Consider the following 25,632-nt stretch of genomic DNA (forward strand, 5'->3'; position numbering starts at 1 on the left):
CGTCAGGGCCGGACGGATCTCCGGCCCGTGGACTCGCGGCCCGTGGTCACGAGGCCGCGTCGCTCAGCGCCTCGCCGGTCGCGGCGCGCTGTTCGGGGATCTTCGCATCCCCGGCCGGACGGCATTCGGGCGGCTCGATGCTGAGCCGGGGCAGGCAGCGGTCGAGCCAGCGGGGCAGCCACCAGTTGGCGCCGCCGAGCAGGTGCATGAGGGCGGGGACGAGGAGGGTGCGCAGGATGAACGCGTCGACGGCCACGGCGACGGCGAGTGCGATGCCGAACATGGCGATGACGCGGTCGCCGCTGAGGACGAAGGCGAGGAAGACGGAGATCATGATGACCGCGGCCGAGTTGATCACGCGGCTGGTCTCGGCGAGGCCGACGCGGACGGCCCGCCGGTTGTCGCCGGTCTCGAGCCATTCCTCGTACATCCGGCTCACGAGGAACACCTGGTAGTCCATGGAGAGCCCGAAGAGGACGGAGACCATGATCACGGGGAGGAAGGGTTCGATGGGGCCGGAGGCGCCGAGGCCGAGGAGCTCGCTGCCCCAGCCCCACTGGAAGATCACGACGACGACACCGAAGGCGGAGGCGACGGCGGCGATGTTCATCGCGGCGGCCTTGAGCGGGATGCCGATCGAGCGGAAGGCGAGGAGCAGCAGGACGCAGCCGAGTCCGACGACGACGCCGACGAAGAGGGGCAGCTTGCCGATGATGACCTCGGCGAAGTCGTCGTAGCTGGCGGTGACGCCGCCGACCTGGACGTCCAGGGTGCCGCCGGCGGACTGCGCCTCGGGGACGACGTCGGCGCGCAGCCGGTCGACGAGGTCGCTGGTCTGCTGCGACTGCGGGGAGGAGTCGGGGACGACGGTGAGGTGGGCGGCGCTGTCGTCGGCGTTGTAGGTGATCGGCGAGACGGTGGCGACGCCGTCGGTGGTGCGCAGCTCGTGCGCGAGGTGGGTGAGGGCGGCCTTGTCCTGGGCGCCGTCGACCTCGGTGACGAGGGTGAGCGGCCCGTTCATGCCGGGGCCGAAGCCGTCGGCGAGGAGGTCGTAGGCCTGCCGCGTGGTGCTCGACCGCGGGTTGTTGCCCTGGTCGGAGGTGCCGAGGTGGAGGGAGAGGGTGGGGAGCGCGAGGACGGTGATCAGGCCGAGGGCGAGGCCGCCGAGCAGCTTGGGGTGGCGCTCCACGAAGGCGGCCCAGCGGGCGGCGAGCCCGGTCGGCAGTTCGGGGGCGGGGCCGTGTTCGGCGAGGCGGCGGCGTTCGCGGCGGGACAGGGCGCGCGGGCCGATGAGGGAGAGCAGGGCCGGCAGCAGGGTCACGGAGGCGGCGACGGTGAGCAGCACGGTGAGCGACGCGGCGATGGCGACGCCGTTGAGGAAGCTGAGCCGCAGGATGAGCATGCCGAGCAGGGCGATGCAGACGGTGGCGCCGGCGAAGACGACGGCGCGGCCGGTGGTGGAGACGGCCCGCTGGGCGGCCTCCGGCACGGACAGACCCTGTTTGAGGCCCTTGCGGTGCCGGGTCACGATGAACAGGGCGTAGTCGATGCCGACGCCGAGGCCGACGAGCATGCCGAGCATCGGTGCGAAGTCGGCGACGGTCATGGCGTGCCCGAGCAGCACGATGCCGGCGTAGGCGGTGCCGACGCCGACGAGGGCGGTGGCGATGGGGAGCATGGCCGCGGCGAGCGAGCCGAAGGCGAGGAGCAGGACGACGGCCGCGACGACGACGCCGACGATCTCCGACACATGGGCGGAGGTGGGTTCGGTGAGGGCGACGGCGCCGCCGCCGAGTTCGACCTGGAGGCCGTCGGGTCCGTGGTGCTCGGCCGCACGGGCGGTGTCGACGACGGCCTTCGCCTGGCTGACGGGCAGGTCGTCGGACTGCTGGTCGAAGCTGACGGTGGCGTACGCGGTGCGGCCGTCGGCGCTGATCCCGGCGGCTCCGCCGGAGTCGGCCTCGTAGGGCGAGGCGACGGCGGAGACGCCGGGCAGGTCGCCGATCTGCCGCAGGGTGTTGCTCATCGCGGTCTCGACGTCCGCGGCCCGCACGGTGGAGTCCTTGATGTGCCAGACGACGGTGTCGCTGTCGCCGCCGAGCGCGGGGAAGTTCTCGTTCAGCAGCTGCGTCGCGCGGCCGGACTCGGTGCCGGGTGCCTCGTAGTCGTTCGAGTAGGCGGAACCGGCGGCGGTCGCGGCAGCGGCGGTGCCCCCGAGGGCGAGCAGCCACAGCAGGACGACCACGAGCCGATGCCGGACACACCAGCGTGCGAGTGCGGCCACGGACATGCTCCCTGGGTGATGTATGGATCTTTGACCGGGAACAGCCGTACAAAAGCCGTTTAAAGATGAACAGCCCGCAAAGAACACATGAGCAAGGAGCAGCCACTCTTACAGGCCGAGGAGATCCTTTGTCGCTTTCGTGGGCTTACTCACAGGGATATCCCACACGCTCGGGGGTATCGGCGGGGCGTCATCCGGACACGCTGGGGCGCCCGTTCTCGATGTGGCCCATGAGGCGCCTGTGGAGGCCTTCGGCGCTGATCTCGACGTCGTACCAGCCGTGCGCGTCGGCGGTCTCGTGGACGATCGTGACGGTCCGCCCGGGCCGCACCGTGACGGTGCGCTCGCCGAGGGTGAAGGTCTGCGGCGCCTCTCCCGTGGCGCGCAGCCGGATGCGCAGCACCCGCGCGCGTCCGTCGACGGTCGTCGTGACGTCACCGCCGGCGTCGGTGCGGCCGCGGAACTCGCGCCGGAAGCCGTTGGGCCCGGTCACCACGAAGTCGTACGCGGTGGCGCCCTCCGCGCCGACCGGTACGGCCTGCTCGCGCGGGACGTCGAAGTGGAGCGGCGCGGCGGCCTCCCCCGCGTACGGGTAGAGGGCGAAGTGCGCGCTGGAGCTTCCGGTGTTGCTCAGGTTCAGGGTGAGCCTGCCGTCCCGCACGCGCGCGTGGGCGTCCGGCTGGTACGGGAGAGGACGCGCGGGCCGGCTGCCGGGCTCCTGCTCGGGCACGGCCTGCCGGTCGGGCGCGGGCGGCTGCGGCGCCCATCGGCCGCTGAACGCGGGCACGGGTCCGGGCTGCTCGACGGAAGGCTGCCGGGCGGTGCGGCGGAAGTCGAAGGCACCGGTGAGGTCGCCGGCGACCTGGCGGCGCCACGCGCCGATGTTGGGCTCGCGGATGCCCGTCCAGCGCTCCAGGAAGCGGACGACGGAGGTGTGGTCGAAGACCTCGGAGCAGACGTAGCCGCCGACGGTCCACGGCGAGACGACGAGCATCGGCACTCGGATGCCGAGGCCGGTGGGCAGGCCCTGCCAGTGCTCCTCGGTGACGTCCGGGCCGGGGACGGGCGGCGGCACGTGGTCGAAGAAGCCGTCGTTCTCGTCGTAGTTGATGAAGACGGCCGTCTTCTTCCACACCTCGGGGTGCGAGGCGAGCGCGTCGAGGACCTTGTAGACGATGGTCGCGCTGTGGATGGGCGAGGACACGGAGGGGTGCTCGGAGTCGACGGCGGAGGGCACCAGGTAGGAGACGCGCGGCAGCTTTCCGGCGGCGACGTCGGCGGCGAAGGTGTCGGCGAGCTTCCCGGTGGGGACGCGGCGCAGGGCGCGCTCGAACAGCGAGCGCTCCTTCTTGTCGAGCGTCGCGACGCCCTTGTCCAGGGTGGCGAGGAGCGCGTCGCGCTCGGCGTCGTCCTTCGCGTCGCGCACCTTGGCGTAGAAGGCCTCCATGAAGGTGAGCCCGGTGCCGGCGAGCACCTTGCGGGCGATGGCCTTGAAGGTGGTGAAGAACTCGATCTGGTTGTCGGTGAAGTTCTCCCACTCCGTGTACGTCTGCCAGCTCACGCCCGCCTGCTCCAGGCGCTCGGCGTACGTGCCCCAGTCGTAGCCGGGGTGGGTGCCCTCGTTGTAGGCGTCGTTGCCGACGGCGCGCTTGCCGTTCGGCTCGTTGCCGGTCTTGCCGCTCCACAGGTGGTTGCGGTTGGGGCTGGTGGAGGAGTGGATGGAGGAGTGGTAGGCGTCGCAGACGGTGAAGGTGTCGGCGAGCTCGTAGTGCAGCGGGATGTCCTCGCGCGTGTAGTACGCCATCGTGGCCGCGGTCTTCGCGGTGATCCAGCCGTCGTGCCAGCCCTTGTTCCAGGCCTTGGCGCCGCCGCTCCAGGAGTGGTCGAGGGCGCCGATGTACTGGAGGTCCTTCTTCTGCGTCGCGGCGGCCTCGCGGACCGGGAACGGCAGGACGGTGCGCAGCGCGCCGGGCTGCTCGAGGACGCTCTTGCCGCTCGGCAGCGTGATCGCGTTGCGGTCGCCGAAGCCGCGGACACCGCGCAGGGTGCCGAAGTAGTGGTCGAAGGACCGGTTCTCCTGCATGAGGATCACGACGTGCTCGATGGCGTCGAGTCCGCCCTGCGGCGGTGCGCCGGCCTCGGCCTGGGCGGCGAGGGCCTGCTGCAGCGACGGCGGCAGGAAGGATCCTGCCGCGGCGGCACCGAGCGCCCCTCCGCCGAGGGCCATGAGGCGTCTGCGGGACAGGGCCGGGGACGCGGGCGACGGGGAGTCCGACGACGGGGACACGGGACCTCCGAACGTAAGGGGCTGCAGCACCTAATGGTCTGCGGTTGACCCATTGAGTGGTTCGGCGGGGACGCTAGCGACGCCGGATGGCGCAGGGAAGTACGCGGACGGGCCACGGCGTAAACGTCCAACAGTCCGTCACAAAGGTCCAACTCCGGCCTCTGCGACCTTTCGCCCCTTCGACCCCCGCGGTCCGGGGCCTCAGCCGAGCACGGCGAGCGAGGCCCACAGCGCGAGCGTCGAGCCGAGCAGCGTCGCGGGGACGGTGAGCAGGCCGAGCCGGGTGAACTCCCCCAGCTCCGGTTCGGTGCCGTGCGCGTGCACGATGCGCCGCCACAGCAGCGTCGCGAGCGAGCCGACGTACGTGAGGTTGGGGCCCACGTTGACGCCGATGAGGGCGGCGAGGACGGGTCCGGGGCCCGCGGGTGCGACGACCGGCAGCAGCGCGAGCACGGCCGGCAGGTTGTTGATGAGGTTGGCCAGGAGAGCGGCGGCGCCCGCGATCGCCAGCAGCGCGGCCAGGGACGTGCCGTCGGGCAGGACGCGGGCGATGGCGTCGCCGAGCCCGTTGTCGACGACGGCCTTGACGACGATGCCGAGCGCGAGGACGAACAGGCAGAACGGCAGGTTGGCGGCCGTGAGGAGTTCGCGCGGGGTGCTGCGGCGGCGGGCGAGCGAGCGCGCCCCGAGCACGGCGGCGCCCGCGAGCGCGGCCCACAGCGGCTCGGCCCCCGCGAAGGAGGCCACGGCGAACCCGGCGAGCGTCAGGCCCAGCACGACGAGCGTGAAACGCGGGACGCCGGGCGCCTCCTCGTCCTTCGGCTCGTGCGCGTACGTGGCGAGGTCGGCGGCGAAGTACCGCCGGAACACGGCGTACTCGATGCCGATCGCGACGAGCCAGGGAAGGGTCATCAGCCCGGCGAACCGGGTGAAGGTCAGCCCGCTCGCGGTGAACGCCAGCAGGTTGGTGAGGTTGGAGACGGGCAGCAGCAGCGACGCCGAGTTGGCGAGGTGGGCGCTCGCGTAGACGTGCGGGCGGGGGCGCGCTCCGATGCGGGCGGCCGTGGCGAACACGACCGGGGTGAGCAGGACGACGGTGGCGTCCAGGCTCAGCACGGCGGTGACCGTCGCGGCGACGGCGAAGACGCCGCCGAGCATGCGCGTGGGGCTGCCGTGACAGGCCCGGGCGACGGCGTCACCGGCGGCGCGGAAGAGTCCGTCGTCGGCGCAGAGCTGGGCCAGGAGCAGGATCGCGGCGAGGAAGCCGACGACGGGGAGCAGTTCCTTCGTCTCGGTCCAGGCGTGTTGCGGGGTGACGGCGCCGATGGCCACGGCGACGGCCGCGGCGGGTACGGCGACGACGGCCTCCGGCCACTTGCGGGGACGGACGACCGCGAAGGTGAGCACTGCGGCGAGCAGGATCAGGGCGGCGGGCAGCACTCGGGCCTCTCCGGCGTGCGAGGAACGGTGTCAGGGGCGGCGCCCCGTGACGTGAACACAAGGAAGCGGCGGTACACCGGTCGTTGCCCCGGTGTACCGCCGCCCGAAGACCGCTCAGCCGTCGGAGACGCCCAGCTTCTCGAGGATCAGTTCCTTGACGCGGGCCGCGTCGGCCTGACCCCGGGTCGCCTTCATGACGGCGCCGACGAGCGCTCCGGCCGCGGCGACCTTGCCGCCCCGGATCTTGTCGGCGATGCCGGCGTTCGCGGCGATGGCCTCGTCCACGGCCGTGGACAGCGCGCCTTCGTCCGAGACGACCTTGAGGCCGCGCTTCTCGACGACCTCGTCCGGGGTGCCCTCGCCCTTGAGGACGCCCTCGATGACCTGGCGGGCCAGCTTGTCGTTGAGGTCGCCCTTGGAGACGAGCTCGGAGACCCGCGCCACCTGCTCGGGCGTGATCGCCAGCGCGGCGACCTCGACACCCTGCTCGTTGGCGCTGCGGGCCAGCTCGCCCATCCACCACTTGCGGGCGGACGCCTGGTCGGCACCGGCCGCGATCGTGGCGACGATGGGGCCGAGCGCCCCGGCGTTGTTGATCGACTGCATGTCGTGGGCGGTGATGCCCCACTCGTCGATCAGCCGGTTGCGCTGCGCGAGCGGCAGCTCCGGGAGACCGGCCCGCAGTTCCTCGACCCACGCGCGCGCGGGGGCCACCGGCACCAGGTCCGGCTCGGGGAAGTAGCGGTAGTCCTCGGCATTGTCCTTGATGCGGCCGGAGGTGGTGGAGCCGTCGTCCTCGTGGAAGTGACGGGTCTCCTGCACGATCGTGCCGCCGGAGGACAGCACCGCGGCGTGGCGCTGGATCTCGTAGCGGGCGGCGCGCTCGACGGAACGCAGGGAGTTCACGTTCTTCGTCTCGGAGCGCGTGCCGAACTCCTTGGTCCCGTTGGGGCGCAGGGAGAGGTTCACGTCGCAGCGCATCTGGCCCTTGTCCATGCGCGCCTCGGACACGCCGAGGGCACGGATGACCTCGCGCAGCTCGGCGACGTACGCCTTCGCGACCTCGGGGGCCCGCTCGCCGGCGCCCTCGATCGGCTTGGTGACGATCTCGATGAGGGGGATGCCGGCGCGGTTGTAGTCGAGCAGCGAGTGGGACGCGCCGTGGATGCGGCCGGTGGCACCGCCGACGTGCGTCGACTTGCCGGTGTCCTCCTCCATGTGGGCGCGCTCGATCTCGACGCGGAAGACCTCGCCGTCCTCCAGCTGCACGTCGAGGTAGCCGTTGAAGGCGATGGGCTCGTCGTACTGGGAGGTCTGGAAGTTCTTCGGCATGTCCGGATAGAAGTAGTTCTTCCGGGCGAAGCGGCACCACTCGGCGATCTCGCAGTTGAGCGCGAGGCCGATCTTGATGGCCGACTCGACGCCGATCTCGTTGACGACCGGCAGCGCGCCGGGCAGGCCGAGACAGGTCGGGCAGGTCTGGCTGTTGGCGTCCTGCTTCAGCTCGGTGGAGCAGCCGCAGAACATCTTCGTCTTGGTGCCGAGCTCGACATGGACCTCGAGGCCCATGACGGGGTCGTACGCAGCGAGGGCATCCTCGTACGCCACCAGGTCAGTCGTGACAGTCACGGTGAAACTTTCCCTCTCAGCCCAGCAGGACGTCGTCGTCGCCCAGGCGCTTGAGCTCCCGGTAGAGGATCGCCAGGCCGGTTGCGATGGCGGCGGCGGACACGGCGGCGTCGACCAGCCGCAGCATGTCGTTCTCGTTGCGGGCCAGCTTGGCCTGCTTGGCGACGCTGATCGCGCCGAAGGCGGTGCTGGCCAGCGACACGTAGACGCCGGTCTTGGACTTCTTGAAGTTCTTGGCCTTCTTTGCCATGGCACTCACAGCGACGGAGCCTCCTCGAGCAGCGGGTGGCCCCACTTTTCCACGAAGGCGGCCTCGACGGCGGCGCCCACCTTGTAGAGGCGGTCGTCCTTCATGGCGGGGGCGATGATCTGCAGGCCGACCGGCAGCCCGTCCTCGGGGGCCAGGCCGCAGGGGAGCGACATGGCGGCGTTGCCGGCCAGGTTGGTCGGGATGGTGCACAGGTCCGCGAGGTACATCGCCATCGGGTCGTCGGCGCGCTCGCCGATCGCGAAGGCGGTGGTCGGCGTCGTCGGCGAGACGATGACGTCCACCTGCTCGAACGCGGCCTCGAACTCGCGGGTGATGAGCGTACGGACCTTCTGGGCGCTGCCGTAGTACGCGTCGTAGTAGCCGCTGGACAGGGCGTACGTGCCGAGGATGATGCGGCGCTTGACCTCGTCGCCGAAGCCGGCCTCGCGGGTGAGCGCGGTGACCTCCTCGGCGGAGTGCGTGCCGTCGTCGCCGACCCGCAGGCCGTAGCGCATGGCGTCGAACCGGGCGAGGTTCGAGGAGCACTCGGACGGCGCGATCAGGTAGTACGCCGACAGCGCGAGGTCGAAGGACGGGCAGTCCAGCTCGACGATCTCGGCGCCCAGCGACTTGAGCAGCTCGACGGACTCGTCGAAGCGCTGCACGACGCCGGCCTGGTAGCCCTCGCCGCGGAACTGCTTGACGACACCGACGCGCATGCCCTGGACCGACCCGTTGCGCGCGGCCTCGACGACCGGCGGGACCGGGGCGTCGATGGACGTGGAGTCGAGCGGGTCGTGCCCGGCGATGGCCTCGTGCAGCAGCGCCGCGTCGAGGACCGTACGGGCACAGGGGCCGCCCTGGTCGAGGGAGGACGAGAAGGCGACCATGCCGAAGCGGGAGACGCCGCCGTAGGTGGGCTTGACGCCGACGGTGCCGGTGACGGCGGCGGGCTGGCGGATGGAGCCGCCGGTGTCCGTGCCGATCGCGAGCGGGGCCTCGAAGGCGGCGAGGGCCGCGGAGGAACCGCCGCCGGAGCCGCCGGGGATCTTGGTGAGGTCCCACGGGTTGCCGGTCGGGCCGTAGGCGCTGTTCTCCGTCGAGGACCCCATGGCGAACTCGTCCATGTTGGTCTTGCCGAGGATGACGACGTCGGCGGCCTTCAGCTTCTTGGTGAGCGTGGCGTCGTACGGCGGGATCCAGCCCTCGAGGATCTTGGAGCCGACCGTGGTCGGGATGCCCTCGGTGGTGAAGATGTCCTTCAGCGCGAGCGGGACGCCGGCCAGCGGGCCGAGCTTCTCGCCCTTGGCGCGCTTCTCGTCGACGGCGCGGGCCTGCGCGAGGGCGCCCTCGCGGTCGACGTGCAGGAAGGCGTGCACCTTCTCGTCGACGGCCTCGATCCGGGCCAGGTGGGCCTCGGTGACCTCGACGGCCGTGAGCTCGCCGGAAGCGATCTTCGCGGCGATCTCGGCGGCGGTGAGCTTGATGATGTTCGTGTCCGTCATGACTTCTTAGTCCTCCCCCAGGATCTGCGGCACCTTGAAACGCTGCTGCTCCTGGGCCGGGGCGCCGGAGAGCGCCTGCTCGGGGGTGAGCGACGGACGGACCTCGTCCGCGCGCATGACGTTCGTCAGCGGCAGCGGGTGGGAGGTCGGCGGGACGTCTTGGTCGGCGACCTCGCTGACGCGGGCGACCGCGCCGATGATGTCGTCGAGCTGGCCGGCGAAGTGGTCGAGCTCTTCGGGCTTCAGCTCCAGACGCGCCAGCCGGGCGAGGTGGGCGACCTCCTCGCGCGTGATGCCAGGCATGCAGCGATCCTCTGGGGTGAGAGTGTGTGGTTTGGGGCCAATCCTATGGGGCGCGGACCCGTGCCCGGTAAACGGTTTGCCCCTGGCCCGCTATCGGCGCCGTCCGTGCCATGCCGGACTGGACAGGAAGTGGTTGTCGCAGCGCTCCTGCACCTCGAGGATCGACTCGGGTGAGAGCTCGCCCAGGGCGATGCGCTGGAGGTGGCGGAAGTACGCGAAGCGCTCGACGCCCGGGGTGATCACGATGAGCAGGCCGGCGTCGGAGCCGGGCACGGCGGCGAACGCGTGCGCGGTGCGGGACGGCACCACGATCAGGTCGCCGGCCTCACCGGTGATCACCTGATCCCCCGACAGGAACTCGGCGGCGCCGTCGAGGACGTAGAACGTCTCGGCGCTGCGCTCGTGGTGGTGCGGGAGCGCCCCGTCCGCCCCGTCCTTCATCGTGATGCGCTGCGTGGACACTCCTTCGGTGGGGCCCGGCCGGGTACCCGGATCGGCGCGGGTCAGCCCAGGGGGCGGGGGTCGTCGCCCGGGGCGGCCGGGAGGGCCGCCGGGGTGCGCTGCCAGCCTCTGGCGCCCCGCGCGCGCAGCCACGCCGTCGTCTCGTCGGGCGGCATCGCGGCGGCGACCAGCCAGCCCTGCACCGCGTCGCACCCCAGGTCGCGCAGGCGCTCCCAGGTCTCGTCGTCCTCGACGCCCTCGGCCACGACGAGGAGGCCGAGCGAGTGGGCGAGGTCGACGGTGCAGCGGACGATCTCCGCGTCCTCGGCGTCCACGGCGAGCCGGGCGACGAAGGAGCGGTCGATCTTGAGCTCGCTCACCGGGAGGCGGCGCAGGTGGACGAGGGACGAGTAGCCGGTGCCGAAGTCGTCGAGGGACATCTTGACGCCGTGGCCGGTGAGTCCGGCCAGGGTGTCGGCGGCCCGCTGCGGGTCCTCCAGGAGGACGTGCTCGGTGATCTCCAGCTGGAGCGCGCCGGCCGGGACACCGTGGCGGGCGAGCCGCGCGGCGACGGATCCGGCGAAGCCTGGCGTGTGGACGTCGCGCGGCGACACGTTGACGGCTACGGGGACGCGCAGGCCCTGGGCGCGCCAGCGGGCGACCTGGGCGAGCGCCGTCTCCAGCACGTACTCGGTGAGGACCGGCATCAGGCCGGAGGACTCGGCGATGGCGATGAACTCGTCCGGGGGCACCTTGCCGCGCTCGGGGTGCACCCAGCGCACGAGCGCCTCCAGGCCGGCGACCTGGCCGTCGAAGCGGACCTTCGGCTGGTAGTGCAGCTCGACCTCGCAGGCGTCGAGCGCGCGCCGGAGGTCACCGAGGAGTCCGAGCCGGTCCGGGGTGTTGGAGTCGCGCTTCGACTCGTACACCTCGACGCCCGTACGGTCGCGCTTGGCCTGGTACATGGCGACGTCGGCGCGGCGCAGCAGCCCCTCGGCGTCCAGCGCGTGGTCGGGGAAGACGGCGAGTCCGGCGCTGGCCTCGAGGACGAGCGTCAGCCCGTCCAGGTCGAGCGGGGAGCCGAGCGTGGCGACGAGGCCGCGGGCGACGCGGGTCGCGGAGGTCGTGGAGTCGGCGACGGGCAGCAGGACGGCGAACTCGTCGCCGCCGAGCCGGGCCACCTCGGCGCCGCGCGGCAGGGCCTCGCGCAGCCGGTCGGCGATCTGCAGGAGGAGCCGGTCCCCGGCGAGGTGCCCGAGGGTGTCGTTGACCGAACGGAACCGGTCGAGGTCGATCAGCATGAGGGCGCTGCGGGCGCCGATCCGCTCGGCGTCGTCGAGGGCGGCCCAGGTCCGCTCGAGCAGCCACTGCCGGTTCGGCAGGCCGGTCAGGGGGTCGCGCAGCTGCTCCTCGGCGCGGGCGCGCGCGATCCACAGGGTGGAGTCGAGGGCGATGAGCGGGATGGCGAAGAGCGGCAGCAGTACGGGCAGGGCGACGGCCACGACGCAGACCAGCGGCGAGATGCCGAGCAGGGCGACGGCGACGAGGCCGTGCCGCGCGAGCGTCGTGCGGGCGACCGTGGGCAGGCCGGAGGGGCGCGGCGCGTGGACGTACCAGAGGAGGGTGCGGGTCACCAGGAGGTTCCCGGCGGCGGCGAGGAGGATCTCGGGCGCGGCGGCGACGGTCCATGTGTCGGGCAGCCAGGGCGTCTCGACGGACGGCACGCGGCCGAACGCGGCGAGCACGAGGGCGCTCGCGCCGATTCCGAGGACGTCGATCGAGCCGTGCAGCACTCCTTGGCGCCAGCGGTGTCTGCGGGCCGCGCCGACGAGCACGACGACGGCGAGGCTGACCATGGCGGCGGGCACCCAGCCGTACAGGAGCAGTACGGCGAGGGTGAGGGCGGCGCCGGATCCGGTGCCGCCCCACCAGCGGTCGCGGCCGAGGGCGACGAGGTGGCCGACGATGATGCCGGTCAGGACGGCGAGGGACCAGCCGGTGCCGCCGGAGGGGAAGAGCGCGTGGTTCCCGGTGAAGGCCCGGTAGATGCCGGCGCCCACGACGACCGCGGCGAGCGTCACGACGGCGCCGGGCAGCAGGGGCAGGGCGAGGGTCCGCGCGGCGTCCGCCCGTTCGGGCAGGGGGTTGCGGGCGGGGGTGGCGGCGCCCACGGACCCGCCGGGCGCGATGCCGGCCGGTCCGATCGCGGTCCGGCTCGTGAGCCCGGTCGCCGGTACCGGGACGGCACTGTCGGGTGCCTGTCCGTTCCTCCCCGCGCCGAGGGCCGTCGAGCCCCCGCGCCACCAGTTGCGCCAGTTCACCAGACCACCGCGATCGTTCTCCCCGTGCTCCCCGTAACCGCTGTCGTCGCCGTCCGCGCGCCGTGTCATGGCGCGCAGCACCCTCCGGTGCGGGCGCAGGCGTGAGTCAGGGGCGGCGCTCTCGGTCGGTTCCATTCCCGTCCCTCTCACAGCCGGCGGTGCCCACGTCCGCTGCCCGTTCCCCCTGACTCCCGATGAGTTCCGGCGAGCAGGACACGCCCCGTCCGCGGCAGGACACGGCGGGCGCGCACCCCTCAACAGTAGGCCGCGGAAGGCTTCCACGGGCACCAGTCGGACGCGCCCGAGCACGGTTGCCCGAATGCGACCCGGCCACCCGTATGCATCTGATATGCGCCGAACGGGTGGCCTTCAACCGCTACTCCTCGGTCGGTTGTTCGGCCGGAAGTGCCACGTCGGCGGCGGCTTCCGGGCCCTGCTCCAGGAGCACGGCGAACCCGTCCTCGTCCAGGACCGGCACCTTCACCTGCATGGCCTTGTCGTACTTGGACCCCGGATTGTCACCGACGACCACGAACGACGTCTTCTTGGACACCGAGCCGGTCACCTTGGCGCCTCTGCTCTGCAGGGCCTCCTTGGCGACGTCGCGCGTGTAGTTCTGCAGGGTGCCGGTGACGACGACGGTCAGGCCCTCCAGGGGGCGCGGCCCCTCGTCCTCACCTGCGCCTTCGTCCTCCATGCGGACGCCGGCCTCGCGCCACTTGCGCAGGATCTCGCGGTGCCAGTCCTCGGCGAACCACTGCTTCACGGAGGCGGCGATGATGCCGCCCACGCCGTCGGTCGCGGCGAGTTCCTCCTCCGTGGCCTGATCGATGCGGTCGATGGAGCGGAACTCGCGGGCGAGCGCGGCGGCGGCGACGGGGCCTACGTGGCGGATCGACAGGCCGTTGATGATCCGGGCCAGCGGACGGTCCTTGGCGGCGGCGATGTGCTCCAGCATCGAGACCGCGTTCTTCTTCGGCTCGCCCGCCTTGGTGGCGAACACGTCGGCGATCTTGTCCTCGCCGGTCTTCGGGTCGCGCTTGGGCAGTCCGCTGTCCTGGTCGAGGACGTACGCCCGGATGGGCAGCAGCTGGTCCATGGTGAGGTCGAAGAGGTCGCCCTCGTCGGTCAGGGGCGGCTGCTCGGGCTCCAGGGGTCCGGTGAGCGCGGCCGCGGCCACGTAGCCGAAGTTCTCGATGTCCAGGCACTGGCGGCCCGCGAGGTAGAAGAGGCGCTCGCGCAGCTGGGCCGGGCAGGTGCGCGCGTTCGGACAGCGGAGGTCGATGTCGCCCTCCTTCATGGGCCGCAGCGGGGTGCCGCAGGCGGGGCACTCGGCGGGCATCACGAAGGCGTGCTCGGTGCCGTCGCGCAGGTCGACGACCGGGCCGAGGATCTCGGGGATCACGTCACCGGCCTTGCGGATGACGACCGTGTCGCCGATGAGCACCCCCTTCTTCTTGACGATCTCCTGGTTGTGCAGCGTCGCGAACTCGACCTCGGAGCCGGCGACGGTGACCGGCTCGACCTGGGCGTACGGGGTGACGCGGCCGGTACGGCCGACACCGACCCGGATGTTGACCAGCTTGGTGTTGACCTCTTCGGGCGGGAACTTCCAGGCGATGGCCCAGCGTGGGGCGCGGGCGGTGGAGCCGAGCCGGCCCTGGAGCGGGATCTCGTCGAGCTTCACGACGACGCCGTCGATCTCGTGCTCCACGGAGTGGCGGTTCTCCCCGTAGTGCGCGATGTACTCGCGGACGCCGTCGAGGTCGTCGACGACCCTGCTGTGCGTGGTCGTGGGCAGGCCCCACTCGCGCAGCAGCTCGTAGGCGTGCGAGAGGCGGTCGATGTCGAAGCCCTCGCGGGCGCCGATGCCGTGGACGACCATGTGCAGCGGACGGGAGGCGGTGACGCGGGGGTCCTTCTGCCGCAGGGAGCCCGCCGCCGCGTTGCGTGGATTGGCGAAGGGCTTGTCGCCAGCCTCCACCAGGCGGGCGTTGAGCCCCTCGAACTCCTCCATGGGGAAGAAGACCTCGCCGCGGATCTCCACGAGGGCGGGGATGCGGTCCCCCTGGAGGCGGTCTGGGATCTCGGCGATCGTGCGGACGTTGGGCGTGATGTCCTCGCCGACGCGGCCGTCGCCGCGGGTGGCGGCGCGGGTCAGCCGGCCGTCCTCGTACGTCAGGTTGACCGCGAGGCCGTCGATCTTCAGCTCGCACAGCAGGTGGTAGTCGGTCGTGCCGGCGTCCCTGGCGACGCGCTCGGCCCACGCGGCGAGCTCGGCGTCGTCGAACGCGTTGTCCAGCGAGAGCATGCGCTCGCGGTGCTCGACGGACGTGAACTCCGTCGCGTAGTCCCCCGCGACCTTCTGGGTCGGCGAGTCGGGGGTGCGCAGCTCGGGGTGCTCCTGCTCCAGCGCCTCCAGGGCGCGCAGCAGCCGGTCGAACTCCGCGTCGGACACGACGGGCGCGTCCTTCACGTAGTACCGGAAGCGGTGCTCCTCGACCTGCTCCGCGAGCCGGGCGTGCTCCTCCCGCGCCGCGGCGGGGACGGCGCCCCCGCCCGCGACCCGGTCGACCCGCTCGCCCTCGCCGTCCTGCCCCACCTGTCGGTCTTCTCCGGCTGCCACCGTCTCGTCCTCCCGTCAGCCTGCGTACGCGCTCACTGTGGTCACTCTGGGTTGTCCGCGAGCGACTTCGCCGCCCGGACGCAGTGGGCCTGCACCGCGCGGGCGTACGCGGGCGAGGCGCCCGCGAGGCCGCACGACGGCGTGACCACGACCGACTCCGCGAGCGACCCCGGATTCAGCCCCAGCCTGCGCCACAGCGTCCTGACACCCATGACGCTACCGGCAGGGTCCGACAACGGGCCGTCCACGCCGGGCACGACACCGGCGAACAGCCGGGTCCCGCCCTCGACGGCCTCGCCGAGCGTGTCGTCGTCACGCTGGGTGAGCAGCGAGAAGTCGAAGGAGATCGCGTCGGCGCCGGCCCGGCGCAGCAGCGCGAACGGCACATCGGGGGCGCAGGAGTGGACGATCACGGGTCCGCCGTCCTGGACCGCCATGACCTCGCGCAGGGTGGACTCGACGAGCTGGCGGTCGACGGCGCGGTGGGTGCGGTACTCGCTGGCGGTCTTGATCTGCCCGCGCAGCACGGCGATGAGGGACGGCTCGTCGAGCTGGAGCACGACGCGGGCGCCGGGGACGCGGCGCCGGACGTCGGCGAGGTGGGTGCGCAGGCCCTCGGCGAGGGAGCCGGCGAGGTCGCGGCAGGCTCCGGGGTCGGAGAGCGCGGCCTCGCCGTTCCTCAGCTCCAGGGCGGCGGCGAGCGTCCACGGGCCGACGGCCTGGACCTTGAGGGGGCCCTCGTAGCCCTGGGTGAACTCCTCCAGGGCGTCGAGGTCCTCGCCGAGCCAGGACCGGGCGCGCTTGGTGTCCCGGCCGGGCCGGTCCCCGATGCGCCAGCCGCTGGGCTCCACGCGCGCGTAGAGGTCCACGAGCAGGCCCGCGGTGCGGCCGATCATGTCGGCGCCGGGTCCGCGGGCGGGCAGCTCGGCGAGGTACGGGAAGTCCTCGAAGGTGCCGGTGACGGTCTTGGCGGCCTCGCGGGCGTCGCCGCCGGGCAGGGACCCGACGCCGGTGGCGCCTCCGTAGGGGAACTGGCTCTCATTGCTCACCCCGGAAGCGTACGTAACGCGCGCGGGGCGGTCAGCGGCCCGGGCGCACCGTCAGGTCGTTGACCTCCGCGTCGCGGGGCAGGTCGAGGGCCATGACGATCGTCGTCGCGACGGACTCGGGGTCGATCCAGCGGGAGGCGTCGTACTCCTTGCCCTCCTGCTGGTGCACCTTCGCCTGCATGGGGCTGGCGGTGCGGCCCGGGTAGACGGAGGTGACGCGGACCCCGTTGGGGTGCTCCTCGTGGCGCAGGGAGTCGGCGAGGGCCTTCAGGCCGTGCTTGGAGGCGGCGTACGCGGACCATTCGGCGTGGGCGTTCAGGCCCGCGCCGGAGTTCACGAAGAGCACGTGGCCCTGGGCGAGGCGGAGTTGGGGCAGGAAGTGGCGGGTCAGCTCGGCCGGCGCGATCAGGTTCACGTTGAGCTGGTGGCGCCAGGCCTTGGGGGTGAGCTCGCCGACCTTGCCGAGGTCGACGACGCCGGCGATGTGCAGCAGCGAGTCGATGCGGTCGGGCAGCGACTGGTGGGAGAACGCCCAGGACAGCTTGTCGGGGTCGGCGAGGTCGCCCACCAGGGTCCGGGCGCCGGGGAACTCGGCGGCGAGTTCCTTGGCGCGGCCCGCGTCGCGCGCGTGGAGGTAGAGCTCGTCCCCGCGCGCGTGCAGGCGGCGGGCGACGGCGGCGCCGATGCCGGAACCGGCGCCGGTGATCACATGAGTTGCCATGCCCGCCATGCTCGCACTACTCGATGCCGCGGGACTCCTCCAGGTAGGCGAGCGCGCCGACGGGCTCCTCGGCGAAGAAGACCAGGTCGGTGAGCGGGACCGGCAGGAAGCCCTCGTCCTCCATGCGGCGGAACTGCTCCTTCAGGCCGTCGTAGAAGCCCTCGGAGTTGAGCAGCACCACCGGCTTGTCGGTCTTCCCGTGCTTCTTCAGCTCGAGAATCTCCGTGGCCTCGTCGAGCGTTCCCGTACCGCCCACCATGATGACGACGGCGTCGGCCTTCTCCAGGAGGAGCGCCTTGCGCTCGGCGAGGTCCTTGGCGACGACCATCTCGTCGGGCGCGGTGACGGCGCGCGCCTTGGCGGCGAGGAAGTCGACGGACACCCCCAGGAGCCGTCCTCCGGCCTCCGCGACCCCGTCGGCGACGACCTTCATGAGCCCGCTCTCGGAACCGCCCCACACCAGGGTGTGGCCGCCCTTGCCGAGCAGCTCGGCGAACTCTCGGGCGGGGCGGGTGTAGCGGGCGTCGAGGTCGGCGGCGGAGAGGAAGACACAGATGTTCATGCCACCTACCGTACGGCTCGCGCGCGGACGCGTGGGGGGACGCGTGCGTGGACGGGAAGAAAGCCCGGGGCGCCCGACGCTGCACCCTGTATGACGTCAGAAACCCCAGGGCACAACGAGCGCACCGGGCACACCATCACGGTGCGGCAGGGCTCCGAGCACGTTCGCGTCGTCCACGAGGGGCAGGTGCTCGCCGAGAGCAGCCGCCCTATGGTGCTGCGCGAGACCGGCTGTCCCGTCCGCTACTACCTCCCCCGTGAGGACGTCCGCACGGACCTCCTGACGCCCTCCGACACGACGACGTACTGCCCCTTCAAGGGAACGGCCTCCTACTGGTCGCTCCCCGGCGCCGCCGACCTGGTCTGGTCGTACCCGGACCCGAAGCCCGAAGTGGCCGCCATCAAGGACCACTTGTGCTTCTACGCGACCGAACTCGCCTGACCAGACCGCTCCGCGTCAACCCGGCACCGTCAACGCGCCGCGCTCCGGTCACCGCAGCGGTGAAGTCCACCGCCGGTCCCTGAGCGCGGCGCGCACCCCACCCCTCGCCCCTCCCTCCGGCGACCACTCCCCCACCGCCCCTTCCGGGACAACGTTTTGCCCGGCCGCCCGCCCCACGCACCGGCGAGCCGGCCCGCTCTCCCGGCAAGATCACCCTCACGCGACCCCGGACCGTTAATGATCTCGTACGGTCCGTTACGCTCCGGCGCTCCCTGATGCACCCATCGCAACAAGGAGGCCGTGTGCCCCAGTTCGACCCAGCCGCGTCCATGGATCTCACCGATGATCCGGTCCGGCAGCGCCTCTTACGGAAAGCCCTCGAAACCTTCCGGCGCGGCGACGGTGGACCCGTCCTGGAGGAGATGGCGCGCGAGGTGCTCACCGGCCGCGTGAGCCTGCGCGAGGCCTGCCTCGTCCCCGCGTACGCCGAGGCCACCATCGACCGTGCCGGGGAGTTCCGGCGCCGGTGGGCCGCCATGTCCGACTCCGAGCGTCATGTTCTGGCCCGGGAGGGCGAGTTGGAGACAGAGCGCGAGCGGGATCGCATGCGCGAAGAACGCGCGTCCCGCTACGCCCGCTGATCACCTCCACCCACCCGTTCCGGACCCGGAGACCCCCCACATGACGCTCGCCGTCGATCCCACCGACCTGACCGGATTCACGACCCTGGTCCATCGCGCGGCCCAGGGCTTCAGGACCGCGCTTCGCTTCCTGGCCGGCCACACCGTCATCGACTGCGCTGTCGCAGCGACGACTTGGGGCCTGGCCCACGACGACCACCTGCGCCACCTGCGTGCGGCCAGAGAGACCCTGACCCGCTTCGGCGCACTCCTGGACGCCTCGCGCCGCGAGCTCGACGAGACGGCCCGGTGGTACCGGTCCGTCACCCCGAGGGAGGCCCAGGAGTTCGACGCCGCGTATCCGGGGACGCGCCGGGGCCCGCTCCCCCGCCAACGCCCCAGCGGGAGCACGTCCTTTCAGGACGTCTGCGACGCCACGGCACACCTGAAGCCCTCATCGTTCCCTCCGCACCTCCAGGACGCCAAGCTGCCGCCCGCCGAACGGGCCGTGCGCACGCCCTACGACGTGGACGTGCCCGGCACGGTCGCGCACTGGCTGACCGGCGACTGGCGCGGCTATCTGGCCTGCGCCGACGCATGGGACCGGCTGGGCGACTTCTGCGACGCGTCCGCCAAGAACATCCGGCACGGGAACGACGTGCTCGGCCTGACCTGGCGCGGCCATGCGGCCGATGCCGCGTGGCGGCACTTCGAGCGCCTCGCCACGGCTCTGGAGGCCGCCGGCGACACGTTCCACTCCCTGCGGGAGCACTACGCGGGCATCGCGGAAACGGTGTTCTCCTTCGCCGCCCTCGCGCGCAACGCCGTCGCCCGGATCTGCGCCCGCCCGACGGAATCGGCGGTCGCCGAGTACCGCGAACTCGTGAATCACTACGAGAACGTCCTGGTCGAGGTGGCCACGGCCGTGGGTACGGGCGGATGCCTGACGCAGTTCATGGCGGACGACCTGAAGAGATTCCCCACCGCTGCCCATGCCCACAAGCCCCTTCAGGGAGCCACCACATGACACTCGCCGTCGAAGCCGACGATCTCCATTCCTATGCGCGTCTCGTCCGGCGCGCCGGGGAGGACTGCGGAAACGGGCTGACCTATCTGGACAAGAGCACGAGCATCGGATTCTCCGTTTCCGGGGAAGCCTGGAATCTAGTGATCGGTGACCACGCGGAGAAAGTGCGGCAGGCCACGGATGTGCTGAGCCGGTTCGGGGTGATCCTGCGCGGATCCGAGAAAGAGCTGCGCAAATCGGCGTCGTGGTACCGGACCGTGGACCTGGGGCGGGCCCGCGCGCTCGACGCCACGTATCCCGGCGCGGGGGCCACCAGGCCGGTCGTACGGCCCCGGCCGCACGGTGGGGCCGATTTCGGAGACGTACGCGATGCCTCCGGTCGGCTCGTCTCCGGCGGCGGAGGCGACAGCTGGGTCTCCGGACACGCCCGCGAGCTCGCCTTCGCCCCGGTCAACAAGGGCGTCGGCTCACTGCTCGACCTGGGAAGCATCTCCGCGTTGGCGAACGAGGGCCTGAAGTACGCCTTCGACTTCGACGTCCTCGGCACCGTCGCCAATTGGCTCGTCGGCGACTGGCAGGAGTACTCCGACTGCGCTGACGCCTGGAACTGCCTGGGCAACATGTGCGCCGACGCGGCGGAGAATCTGCGGCACGGGAACGAAGTGCTGGGGCTCTCGTGGAGGGGAAATGCCGCAGACGCGGCGTGGATGTACTTCGACCGGACGGCGGCCAAGTTCGATACGGCCCGAGACGCCTTTCATTCCCTACGTGACGATTACGTCGGAGTCGCAGAAATCGTCTTCTCGTTCGCCGACTTCGTGAAGGGCGCCGTCGCCAGGCTTTGCGATGAGGCGGTGGAAGCGGCCATCGCTGCCGCGGCCTCCGCCGCTGTTGCGGTATCCGGCGTCGGGATTCTCGGCTCGTTCGTCGGTGCCGCCATCGCTGCCGAACGGGTGGCCGCGATGGTCAAGACGTACGGGGAACTGGTCGATCGGTACGAGTCCCTGCTGCTCGCGCTGACCGCCGCGCTCGGAGTAGCAGGAATCGCCACCGTGACTCTCTGCAATGAGCTCAAGCGATTCCCGGTAATCGGCGGCAGTTACGACAACAAACTCGTGTGACCCGGAAACGATCCAAGAATCGGAGCACCGCATGAAGCTGCTGAACCGTGCCGAAACCAACGTGGAACGGAAGCATCGCTGGGCTGTCCTGACCCAAGCCTGGACGTCGCTCGTGATGATGCTGACCGTCACGTCCATGATCAGGCTCGGCAAGGTCTCCTTGCCGTTTGTCGCCCTGACCGTTGTCAGCGTCGGGTGTGCCCTGTACGGCGTCCACAGCCTGAGGTGCGGCCAGGAACGCCGGTAGGCGAAGGCGCGGCGGAGATCACGCCTTCGCCGCCACCCGCTCCGTCGTCGCGATCGTCGCCGAGCCCACGACGCGTGTGTCGTCGTACAGGACGATCGCCTGGCCGGGGGCGACGCCGCGGACCGGGGTGGTGAAGCGGACGTGGAGTTCGTCGGCGAGGAGTTCCGCCGTGACCTCGGTCTCGCCGCCGTGGGCGCGGAGTTGGGCCGTGTACGTGCCGGGGCCGGCCGGGGCCGCTCCGCACCAGCGGGGGCGGACGGCCGTGAGGGACGTGACGTCGAGGGAGGCGGCTGGGCCGACCGTCACCGTGTTGGTCACCGGGGAGATGTCCAGGACGTAGCGCGGCTTGCCGTCGGCGGCCGGGGTGCCGATGCGCAGGCCCTTGCGCTGGCCGATGGTGTAGCCGAAGGCGCCCTCGTGGGTGCCGAGCTTGGTGCCGGCCTCGTCGACGATGTCGCCCTCGGCCTTGCCGAGCCGGGAGGCCAGGAAGCCCTGGGTGTCGCCGTCGGCAATGAAGCAGATGTCGTGGGAGTCGGGCTTCTTGGCGACCGCGAGGCCGCGCCGCTCCGCCTCCGCGCGGATCTCCTCCTTGGTGGTGACCGTGTCGCCGAGCGGGAACATCGCGTGGGCGAGCTGGCGGTCGTCGAGGACGCCGAGCACGTAGGACTGGTCCTTGGCCATGTCGGAGGCGCGGTGCAGCTCGCGCGTGCCGTCGGCGCCGACGAGGACCTTGGCGTAGTGCCCGGTGCACACCGCGTCGAAGCCGAGAGCGAGCGCCTTGTCGAGGAGCGCGGCGAACTTGATCTTCTCGTTGCAGCGCAGGCACGGGTTCGGCGTGCGGCCGGCCTCGTACTCGGCGATGAAGTCCTCGACGACGTCCTCGCGGAAGCGCTCGGCGAGGTCCCACACGTAGAAGGGGATGCCGATGACGTCGGCGGCGCGGCGCGCGTCGCGGGAGTCCTCGATGGTGCAACAGCCTCGGGCGCCGGTGCGGAAGGACTGCGGGTTCGCGGAGAGGGCGAGGTGGACGCCCGTCACGTCGTGGCCCGCCTCGGCGGCGCGGGCCGCGGCCACGGCGGAGTCCACGCCGCCGGACATGGCGGCGAGCACGCGGAGGGGGCGGTCCTTCTCGGGGACGGGGGGCTGCGGCGTCTGCGAAGTCATAGCCCTAACAGGGTACGGGCCCGTGGGAACCGAATGCCCCGGAGATCCGTTCTGGATCTCGTAGGGGGAAGAACGGGGGCGGTGTCGCGTGGGTGAGCGGGGTTCGGGCAAGGCGAAGGGCCGGGACGGGGACCGGGTCGTCAGCCGGCGTGCGCTGATCGTCGGAGGCGCGGCGACGGCCGTGGGCGTGGGGCTGCTCGCGCGGGGTGATCTGGCGCGGATGTGGTGGCAGGTCCCGGGGATCGACAAGCCGCGCAAGCCCGGCGAGGTGGACTTCAAGGGCGCGGAGTGGGTGGCGGCGGCCGCGGCGAACTGGCGGCGGGCGGACCGCCCGGCCGACTACACGATCGACCGGGTCGTCATCCATGTCACGCAGGGCAGCTACCAGGGCACGCTGAGGGTGTTCAAGGATCCGTGGCACGGCGCGGCCGCGCACTACGTGGTGCGCAAGGACGGGCACATCGCGCAGATGATCCGCGAGCTGGACGTCGCGTTCCACGCGGGGAACAGGGACTACAACCAGCGCAGTGTCGGCATCGAGCACGAGGGCTTCGTGGACCGCCCGCAGGATTTCACGGACGCGATGTACGAGGCCTCGGCGCGGCTGACCGCGGGGATCTGCAGACGGTACGGGATACCCGTGGACCGGGAGCACATCGTCGGGCACGTCGAGGTGCCGGGCACGGACCACACGGATCCGGGGCCGCACTGGGACTGGAAGCGGTACATGCGGCTGGTGTGGGCCGCCCACGAGCGGGCGGGCGCGGCGAAGGCCTGAGCCGGGCGGCTGGGCAGCCGGGCAGCACGGTTGCGGATCCGGCCCACCAGGCCTGCCGGGGCGCGGCACCTTCCGGCGGGCCGGGTCGGGCCGGGTCCGGCCCGACGCACACCGGGCGGGTGTCCGGGAGGACTGGGGACCGGCGGGACCGGGGCCGGCGGGACCGGGGTTCAGCACCGGTCCGATTTGGCCGTCCGGCGTGGCCTCCCGGCTCGACCGAGTCCCGCCCGTCGCCCCGCGGAGCGGGTCAGGTGAGGCCCGCCGTGCGGGCGCGTTCCACCGCGGGACCGATCGCCTTCGCGACCGCTTCGACGTCCGCCGCCGTCGACGTGTGGCCGAGGGAGAAGCGGAGGGTGCCGCGGGCGAGGTCGGGGTCGGTGCCGGTGGCCAGGAGGACGTGGCTGGGCTGGGCGACGCCGGCGGTGCAGGCGGAGCCGGTCGAGCACTCGATGCCCTGCGCGTCCAGGAGCAGCAGCAGCGAGTCGCCCTCGCAGCCGGGGAAGGTGAAGTGCGCGTTGGCGGGCAGTCGGCCGCCGGGCGCCGGGTCGCCGCCGAGGATCGCCTCGGGGACGGCCGCGCGGACGGCGTCGACGAGGGCGTCGCGCAGGCCGCCGATCTCGCGGGCGAACCAGTCGCGCTGTTCGGCGGCGATCCGCCCGGCGGTGGCGAACGCGGCGATGGCCGGCACGTCGAGGGTGCCGGAGCGCACGTGCCGCTCCTGGCCGCCGCCGTGGAGTACGGGGACGGGGGCGTACTCGCGGCCGAGGAGCAGCGCGCCGATGCCGTAGGGGCCGCCGACCTTGTGTCCGGAGACGGTCATGGCCGCGAGCCCGGAGGCGGCGAAGTCGACGGGGAGCTGGCCGAAGGCCTGGACGGCGTCGGCGTGCAGCGGCACGGCGAACTCGCGGGCGACGTCGGCGAGTTCGTGGACGGGCTGGACGGTGCCGATCTCGTTGTTGGCCCACATGACGGTGGCGAGGGCGACGTCGTCCGGATTGCGCTCGACGACCTCGCGCAGCGCGGCGGCGTGGACGCGGCCGTGGGAGTCGACGGGGAGGTACTCGACCGTGGCGCCCTCGTGCTCGGCGAGCCAGTGCACGGCGTCGAGGACGGCGTGGTGCTCGACGGGGCTGGCGAGGACGCGGGTGCGGGCCGGGTCGGCGGCGCGGCGCGCCCAGTACAGGCCCTTGACGGCGAGGTTGTCGGCCTCGGTTCCGCCGGAGGTGAAGACGACCTCGCTGGGGCGGGCGCCGAGGGAGGCGGCGAGGGACTCGCGGGACTCCTCGACGGTGCGCCGGGCGCGGCGTCCCGCGGCGTGCAGGGACGAGGCGTTGCCGGTGACGGCGAGCTGGGCGGTCATCACCTCGACCGCCTCCGGAAGCATCGGAGTGGTCGCGGCGTGGTCGAGGTAAGCCATGGTGGCCACGATTCTACGAGTCCGCGGCCGGACCTCGGGAGCCGCGTGGGGTCCCGTCCCACGCGGGGCCCCGTCCGGGGGCGCGGGGTCAGCCCGCGATGCTCCAGGACAGGGTTCCGTCGGCGGCGATGAAGGAAGCGAGGACGACGAGGTCGGCGATACCCAGCGTGAGGCCGAGGAGGGCGCGGCCGCGCCGTGCGGTGCCGCGGATCAGGGCGAGTCCGGCGAGGACGATGGCGATCGGGCCGAGGAAGATGTTGAGGACGAGCAGGCCGACGAGGCCCAGGACGAAGGACGCGACGGCCATGCCGTCGGCGTCCCGGCGGCGCTCGGCCGCCTCCGCGCTCTCAGTGGCCTCGACGGTCTCAGCGGCCTCGGTGACCTCAGTGGTCTCAGTGACCTCACCGGACTCGGCGACCGCACCGGTCTCGGCCCCGGTCTCGATCTCGGTCTCGGACTTCTGCTCTGCGGTGAGCTGCATTTTCGGTACCCCCTGTATGGATGGACGGGTGTCAGACCTGGTGACGGCGGCGGGTGTGGCGCTCGCGGACCGCGAAGACGATCAGCCAGACGGAGATCACGGCGGCGGCGACCAGGGTGAAGGAGAGCGGGGCGTGGGCCACGGTGCCGAGGGCGAAGCCCAGGAGCAGGAGGGCCGCTACGAGGAACAGCATGGAGAACCTCTCAGGTTTGGGTTACAACTGTTCACTGACTCTTGAGTCTAACTCTCCCACCGGGTTCCCAATTACGGAGAACAGTTGTTAACTGGATGACATGAGTCACACCCTCGGCATCCGGCAGGCCCAGAAGCAGAAGACACGGCAGGCGCTGCTCGACGCGGCGCTCGAGCTGCTGGCGGACCAGAGCCTGAGCAGCCTGGGCCTGCGCGAGGTCACGCGCGCGGTGGGCGTGGCCCCGACCGCGTTCTACCGGCACTTCGACAGCACGGCCGATCTCGGCGTCGCCCTGGTCGAGGAGGCGCTCGGCAGCCTGCACGCGATGATCCGCGACCAGCTGACGGCGACCTGGGACAGCGACGAACGGATCGCGCGCACCGTCGAGTTGATCGTCCGGCACGTCGCCGCGCACCCGGCGCACGTCCGCTTCCTCGCGCGCGAGCGGTTCGGCGGGGTGCAGCCCGTGCGCGAGGCGATCGGCGCGCAGCTCGCGCAGTTCGTCGACGAGGTGCGCGACGCGCTGGCCCTGGAGCCCGAGTCGGCCGGCTGGAACGAGGAGGACCTGTCGATGCTGGCGCGGCTCTACGTCGACCACATGATGCAGACGGCCGCCGAACTGCTCACCACGCCCCCCGAGGACCTCCCCCGCGTCACGGATCTGGCCGAGCGTCAGCTGCGGCTGATCACCCTCGGCGGCCGCCACTGGCTCGACGGGGCCTGAG

Annotated in this window: 24 protein-coding genes; 7 read left to right on the forward strand and 17 right to left on the reverse strand. The window is 71.9% G+C overall.

The annotated features are described in order from the left end of the window. Nucleotides 1-46: 46 nt before the first annotated feature. The 13 genes from IAG42_RS10305 to IAG42_RS10365 all read right to left on the reverse strand — a co-directional run bounded on the left by IAG42_RS10305 (nucleotide 47) and on the right by IAG42_RS10365 (nucleotide 17,418). Nucleotides 47-2,284 (reverse strand): MMPL family transporter, encoded by a 2,238-nt coding sequence (locus tag IAG42_RS10305; RefSeq protein WP_188336722.1) that lies wholly within the window; start codon nucleotides 2,282-2,284, stop codon nucleotides 47-49. A gap of 190 nt (nucleotides 2,285-2,474) precedes the next feature. Further along, nucleotides 2,475-4,511 (reverse strand): phosphocholine-specific phospholipase C, encoded by a 2,037-nt coding sequence (locus IAG42_RS10310; protein WP_188341293.1) that lies wholly within the window; start codon nucleotides 4,509-4,511, stop codon nucleotides 2,475-2,477. Between the two features lie 261 nt (nucleotides 4,512-4,772). Then, on the reverse strand, nucleotides 4,773-6,011 hold the full coding sequence (locus IAG42_RS10315) for an SLC13 family permease (protein ID WP_394811204.1): 1,239 nt from the start codon (nucleotides 6,009-6,011) through the stop codon (nucleotides 4,773-4,775). Between the two features lie 114 nt (nucleotides 6,012-6,125). Further along, a complete protein-coding gene (gene gatB, locus IAG42_RS10320; RefSeq protein ID WP_188336723.1) occupies nucleotides 6,126-7,640 on the reverse strand; it encodes an Asp-tRNA(Asn)/Glu-tRNA(Gln) amidotransferase subunit GatB in 1,515 nt (504 codons plus the stop codon). A 16-nt stretch (nucleotides 7,641-7,656) separates the two neighbouring features. Next, on the reverse strand, nucleotides 7,657-7,890 hold the full coding sequence (locus IAG42_RS10325; protein ID WP_188341295.1) for a hypothetical protein: 234 nt from the start codon (nucleotides 7,888-7,890) through the stop codon (nucleotides 7,657-7,659). A gap of 5 nt (nucleotides 7,891-7,895) precedes the next feature. Next, entirely contained in the window at nucleotides 7,896-9,395 is a 1,500-nt protein-coding gene (gatA, locus tag IAG42_RS10330) for an Asp-tRNA(Asn)/Glu-tRNA(Gln) amidotransferase subunit GatA (protein ID WP_188336724.1), read from the reverse strand. Between the two features lie 6 nt (nucleotides 9,396-9,401). Next, nucleotides 9,402-9,698 carry an Asp-tRNA(Asn)/Glu-tRNA(Gln) amidotransferase subunit GatC gene (gene gatC, locus IAG42_RS10335; protein WP_018531282.1) on the reverse strand — a complete coding sequence of 99 codons (297 nt, stop codon included), beginning with the start codon at nucleotides 9,696-9,698 and terminating at the stop codon, nucleotides 9,402-9,404. 90 nt (nucleotides 9,699-9,788) lie between these two features. Continuing rightward, nucleotides 9,789-10,265 carry a cupin domain-containing protein gene (locus IAG42_RS10340; RefSeq protein ID WP_188341296.1) on the reverse strand — a complete coding sequence of 159 codons (477 nt, stop codon included), beginning with the start codon at nucleotides 10,263-10,265 and terminating at the stop codon, nucleotides 9,789-9,791. Further along, nucleotides 10,202-12,595, reverse strand: a complete 2,394-nt coding sequence (locus IAG42_RS10345) for a putative bifunctional diguanylate cyclase/phosphodiesterase (RefSeq protein ID WP_188336725.1) — start codon at nucleotides 12,593-12,595, stop codon at nucleotides 10,202-10,204. Before IAG42_RS10345 ends, IAG42_RS10340 begins: the two co-directional genes overlap by 64 nt. 241 nt (nucleotides 12,596-12,836) lie before the next feature. Then, entirely contained in the window at nucleotides 12,837-15,062 is a 2,226-nt protein-coding gene (gene ligA, locus IAG42_RS10350; RefSeq protein WP_188341297.1) for an NAD-dependent DNA ligase LigA, read from the reverse strand. Nucleotides 15,063-15,127: 65 nt separating this feature from the next. Continuing rightward, complete coding sequence (locus tag IAG42_RS10355; protein WP_188336726.1) at nucleotides 15,128-16,135, reverse strand: methionine synthase; 1,008 nt, start codon at nucleotides 16,133-16,135, stop codon at nucleotides 15,128-15,130. 31 nt (nucleotides 16,136-16,166) lie between these two features. Further along, the gene (locus tag IAG42_RS10360) at nucleotides 16,167-16,865 is read right to left on the reverse strand and encodes an SDR family oxidoreductase (protein ID WP_188336727.1); all 699 of its coding nucleotides are present in this window, start codon (nucleotides 16,863-16,865) and stop codon (nucleotides 16,167-16,169) included. 7 nt (nucleotides 16,866-16,872) lie between these two features. After that, entirely contained in the window at nucleotides 16,873-17,418 is a 546-nt protein-coding gene (locus IAG42_RS10365; protein ID WP_188336728.1) for an LOG family protein, read from the reverse strand. A gap of 90 nt (nucleotides 17,419-17,508) precedes the next feature. On the opposite strand from IAG42_RS10365, the gene IAG42_RS10370 reads away from it, so the two are divergent. From IAG42_RS10370 to IAG42_RS10390, 5 genes are all read left to right on the forward strand, one after another. Continuing rightward, nucleotides 17,509-17,859 carry a DUF427 domain-containing protein gene (locus tag IAG42_RS10370; protein WP_188336729.1) on the forward strand — a complete coding sequence of 117 codons (351 nt, stop codon included), beginning with the start codon at nucleotides 17,509-17,511 and terminating at the stop codon, nucleotides 17,857-17,859. A gap of 302 nt (nucleotides 17,860-18,161) precedes the next feature. Then, nucleotides 18,162-18,500 (forward strand): hypothetical protein, encoded by a 339-nt coding sequence (locus tag IAG42_RS10375; protein WP_188336730.1) that lies wholly within the window; start codon nucleotides 18,162-18,164, stop codon nucleotides 18,498-18,500. Between the two features lie 40 nt (nucleotides 18,501-18,540). Beyond that, nucleotides 18,541-19,506 carry a hypothetical protein gene (locus IAG42_RS10380; protein WP_188336731.1) on the forward strand — a complete coding sequence of 322 codons (966 nt, stop codon included), beginning with the start codon at nucleotides 18,541-18,543 and terminating at the stop codon, nucleotides 19,504-19,506. Continuing rightward, the gene (locus IAG42_RS10385; RefSeq protein WP_188336732.1) at nucleotides 19,503-20,627 is read left to right on the forward strand and encodes a hypothetical protein; all 1,125 of its coding nucleotides are present in this window, start codon (nucleotides 19,503-19,505) and stop codon (nucleotides 20,625-20,627) included. The genes IAG42_RS10380 and IAG42_RS10385 overlap by 4 nt, the downstream gene beginning before the upstream one ends. A gap of 31 nt (nucleotides 20,628-20,658) precedes the next feature. Next, entirely contained in the window at nucleotides 20,659-20,874 is a 216-nt protein-coding gene (locus tag IAG42_RS10390) for a hypothetical protein (protein ID WP_188336733.1), read from the forward strand. Nucleotides 20,875-20,892: 18 nt separating this feature from the next. Here the strand turns inward: IAG42_RS10390 and mnmA are convergent, their stop codons facing one another. Continuing rightward, the gene (gene mnmA / locus IAG42_RS10395) at nucleotides 20,893-22,038 is read right to left on the reverse strand and encodes a tRNA 2-thiouridine(34) synthase MnmA (protein WP_188336734.1); all 1,146 of its coding nucleotides are present in this window, start codon (nucleotides 22,036-22,038) and stop codon (nucleotides 20,893-20,895) included. An 88-nt stretch (nucleotides 22,039-22,126) separates the two neighbouring features. On the opposite strand from mnmA, the gene IAG42_RS10400 reads away from it, so the two are divergent. Continuing rightward, nucleotides 22,127-22,816: an N-acetylmuramoyl-L-alanine amidase gene (locus IAG42_RS10400; RefSeq protein WP_188336735.1), complete on the forward strand. Its 690-nt coding sequence runs from the start codon at nucleotides 22,127-22,129 to the stop codon at nucleotides 22,814-22,816. Between the two features lie 247 nt (nucleotides 22,817-23,063). On the opposite strand, the gene IAG42_RS10405 is transcribed toward IAG42_RS10400, so the two are convergent. From IAG42_RS10405 to IAG42_RS10415, 3 genes are all read right to left on the reverse strand, one after another. Continuing rightward, complete coding sequence (locus tag IAG42_RS10405; protein ID WP_188336736.1) at nucleotides 23,064-24,233, reverse strand: cysteine desulfurase family protein; 1,170 nt, start codon at nucleotides 24,231-24,233, stop codon at nucleotides 23,064-23,066. 88 nt (nucleotides 24,234-24,321) lie between these two features. Then, nucleotides 24,322-24,540, reverse strand: a complete 219-nt coding sequence (locus IAG42_RS38560; RefSeq protein ID WP_188341298.1) for a DUF4190 domain-containing protein — start codon at nucleotides 24,538-24,540, stop codon at nucleotides 24,322-24,324. 205 nt (nucleotides 24,541-24,745) lie between these two features. Further along, nucleotides 24,746-24,907: a hypothetical protein gene (locus IAG42_RS10415; protein WP_188336737.1), complete on the reverse strand. Its 162-nt coding sequence runs from the start codon at nucleotides 24,905-24,907 to the stop codon at nucleotides 24,746-24,748. A 100-nt stretch (nucleotides 24,908-25,007) separates the two neighbouring features. On the opposite strand from IAG42_RS10415, the gene IAG42_RS10420 reads away from it, so the two are divergent. Next, nucleotides 25,008-25,631 carry a TetR family transcriptional regulator gene (locus IAG42_RS10420; protein WP_188336738.1) on the forward strand — a complete coding sequence of 208 codons (624 nt, stop codon included), beginning with the start codon at nucleotides 25,008-25,010 and terminating at the stop codon, nucleotides 25,629-25,631. Nucleotide 25,632: the final 1 nt, after the last annotated feature.

It is taken from the genome of Streptomyces xanthii (assembly GCF_014621695.1).
In the GTDB taxonomy this organism is placed as follows: Bacteria; Actinomycetota; Actinomycetes; order Streptomycetales; family Streptomycetaceae; genus Streptomyces; species Streptomyces xanthii.

Excerpts from the sequence above, each read along its gene's own strand:
- IAG42_RS10310 (WP_188341293.1), bottom strand. The coding sequence starts at position 4,511 with ATGGCCCTCGGCGGAGGGGCGCTCGGTGCCGCCGCGGCAGGATCCTTC.
- IAG42_RS10325 (WP_188341295.1), bottom strand. The coding sequence starts at position 7,890 with ATGGCAAAGAAGGCCAAGAACTTCAAGAAGTCCAAGACCGGCGTCTAC.
- gatA (WP_188336724.1), bottom strand. The coding sequence starts at position 9,395 with ATGACGGACACGAACATCATCAAGCTCACCGCCGCCGAGATCGCCGCG.
- gatC (WP_018531282.1), bottom strand. The coding sequence starts at position 9,698 with ATGCCTGGCATCACGCGCGAGGAGGTCGCCCACCTCGCCCGGCTGGCG.
- IAG42_RS10345 (WP_188336725.1), bottom strand. The coding sequence starts at position 12,595 with ATGGAACCGACCGAGAGCGCCGCCCCTGACTCACGCCTGCGCCCGCAC.
- IAG42_RS10360 (WP_188336727.1), bottom strand. The coding sequence starts at position 16,865 with ATGGCGGGCATGGCAACTCATGTGATCACCGGCGCCGGTTCCGGCATC.
- IAG42_RS10365 (WP_188336728.1), bottom strand. The coding sequence starts at position 17,418 with ATGAACATCTGTGTCTTCCTCTCCGCCGCCGACCTCGACGCCCGCTAC.
- IAG42_RS10370 (WP_188336729.1), top strand. The coding sequence starts at position 17,509 with ATGACGTCAGAAACCCCAGGGCACAACGAGCGCACCGGGCACACCATC.
- IAG42_RS10380 (WP_188336731.1), top strand. The coding sequence starts at position 18,541 with ATGACGCTCGCCGTCGATCCCACCGACCTGACCGGATTCACGACCCTG.
- IAG42_RS10385 (WP_188336732.1), top strand. The coding sequence starts at position 19,503 with ATGACACTCGCCGTCGAAGCCGACGATCTCCATTCCTATGCGCGTCTC.
- IAG42_RS10390 (WP_188336733.1), top strand. The coding sequence starts at position 20,659 with ATGAAGCTGCTGAACCGTGCCGAAACCAACGTGGAACGGAAGCATCGC.
- mnmA (WP_188336734.1), bottom strand. The coding sequence starts at position 22,038 with ATGACTTCGCAGACGCCGCAGCCCCCCGTCCCCGAGAAGGACCGCCCC.
- IAG42_RS10405 (WP_188336736.1), bottom strand. The coding sequence starts at position 24,233 with ATGGCTTACCTCGACCACGCCGCGACCACTCCGATGCTTCCGGAGGCG.
- IAG42_RS38560 (WP_188341298.1), bottom strand. The coding sequence starts at position 24,540 with ATGGCCGTCGCGTCCTTCGTCCTGGGCCTCGTCGGCCTGCTCGTCCTC.
- IAG42_RS10415 (WP_188336737.1), bottom strand. The coding sequence starts at position 24,907 with ATGCTGTTCCTCGTAGCGGCCCTCCTGCTCCTGGGCTTCGCCCTCGGC.
- IAG42_RS10420 (WP_188336738.1), top strand. The coding sequence starts at position 25,008 with ATGAGTCACACCCTCGGCATCCGGCAGGCCCAGAAGCAGAAGACACGG.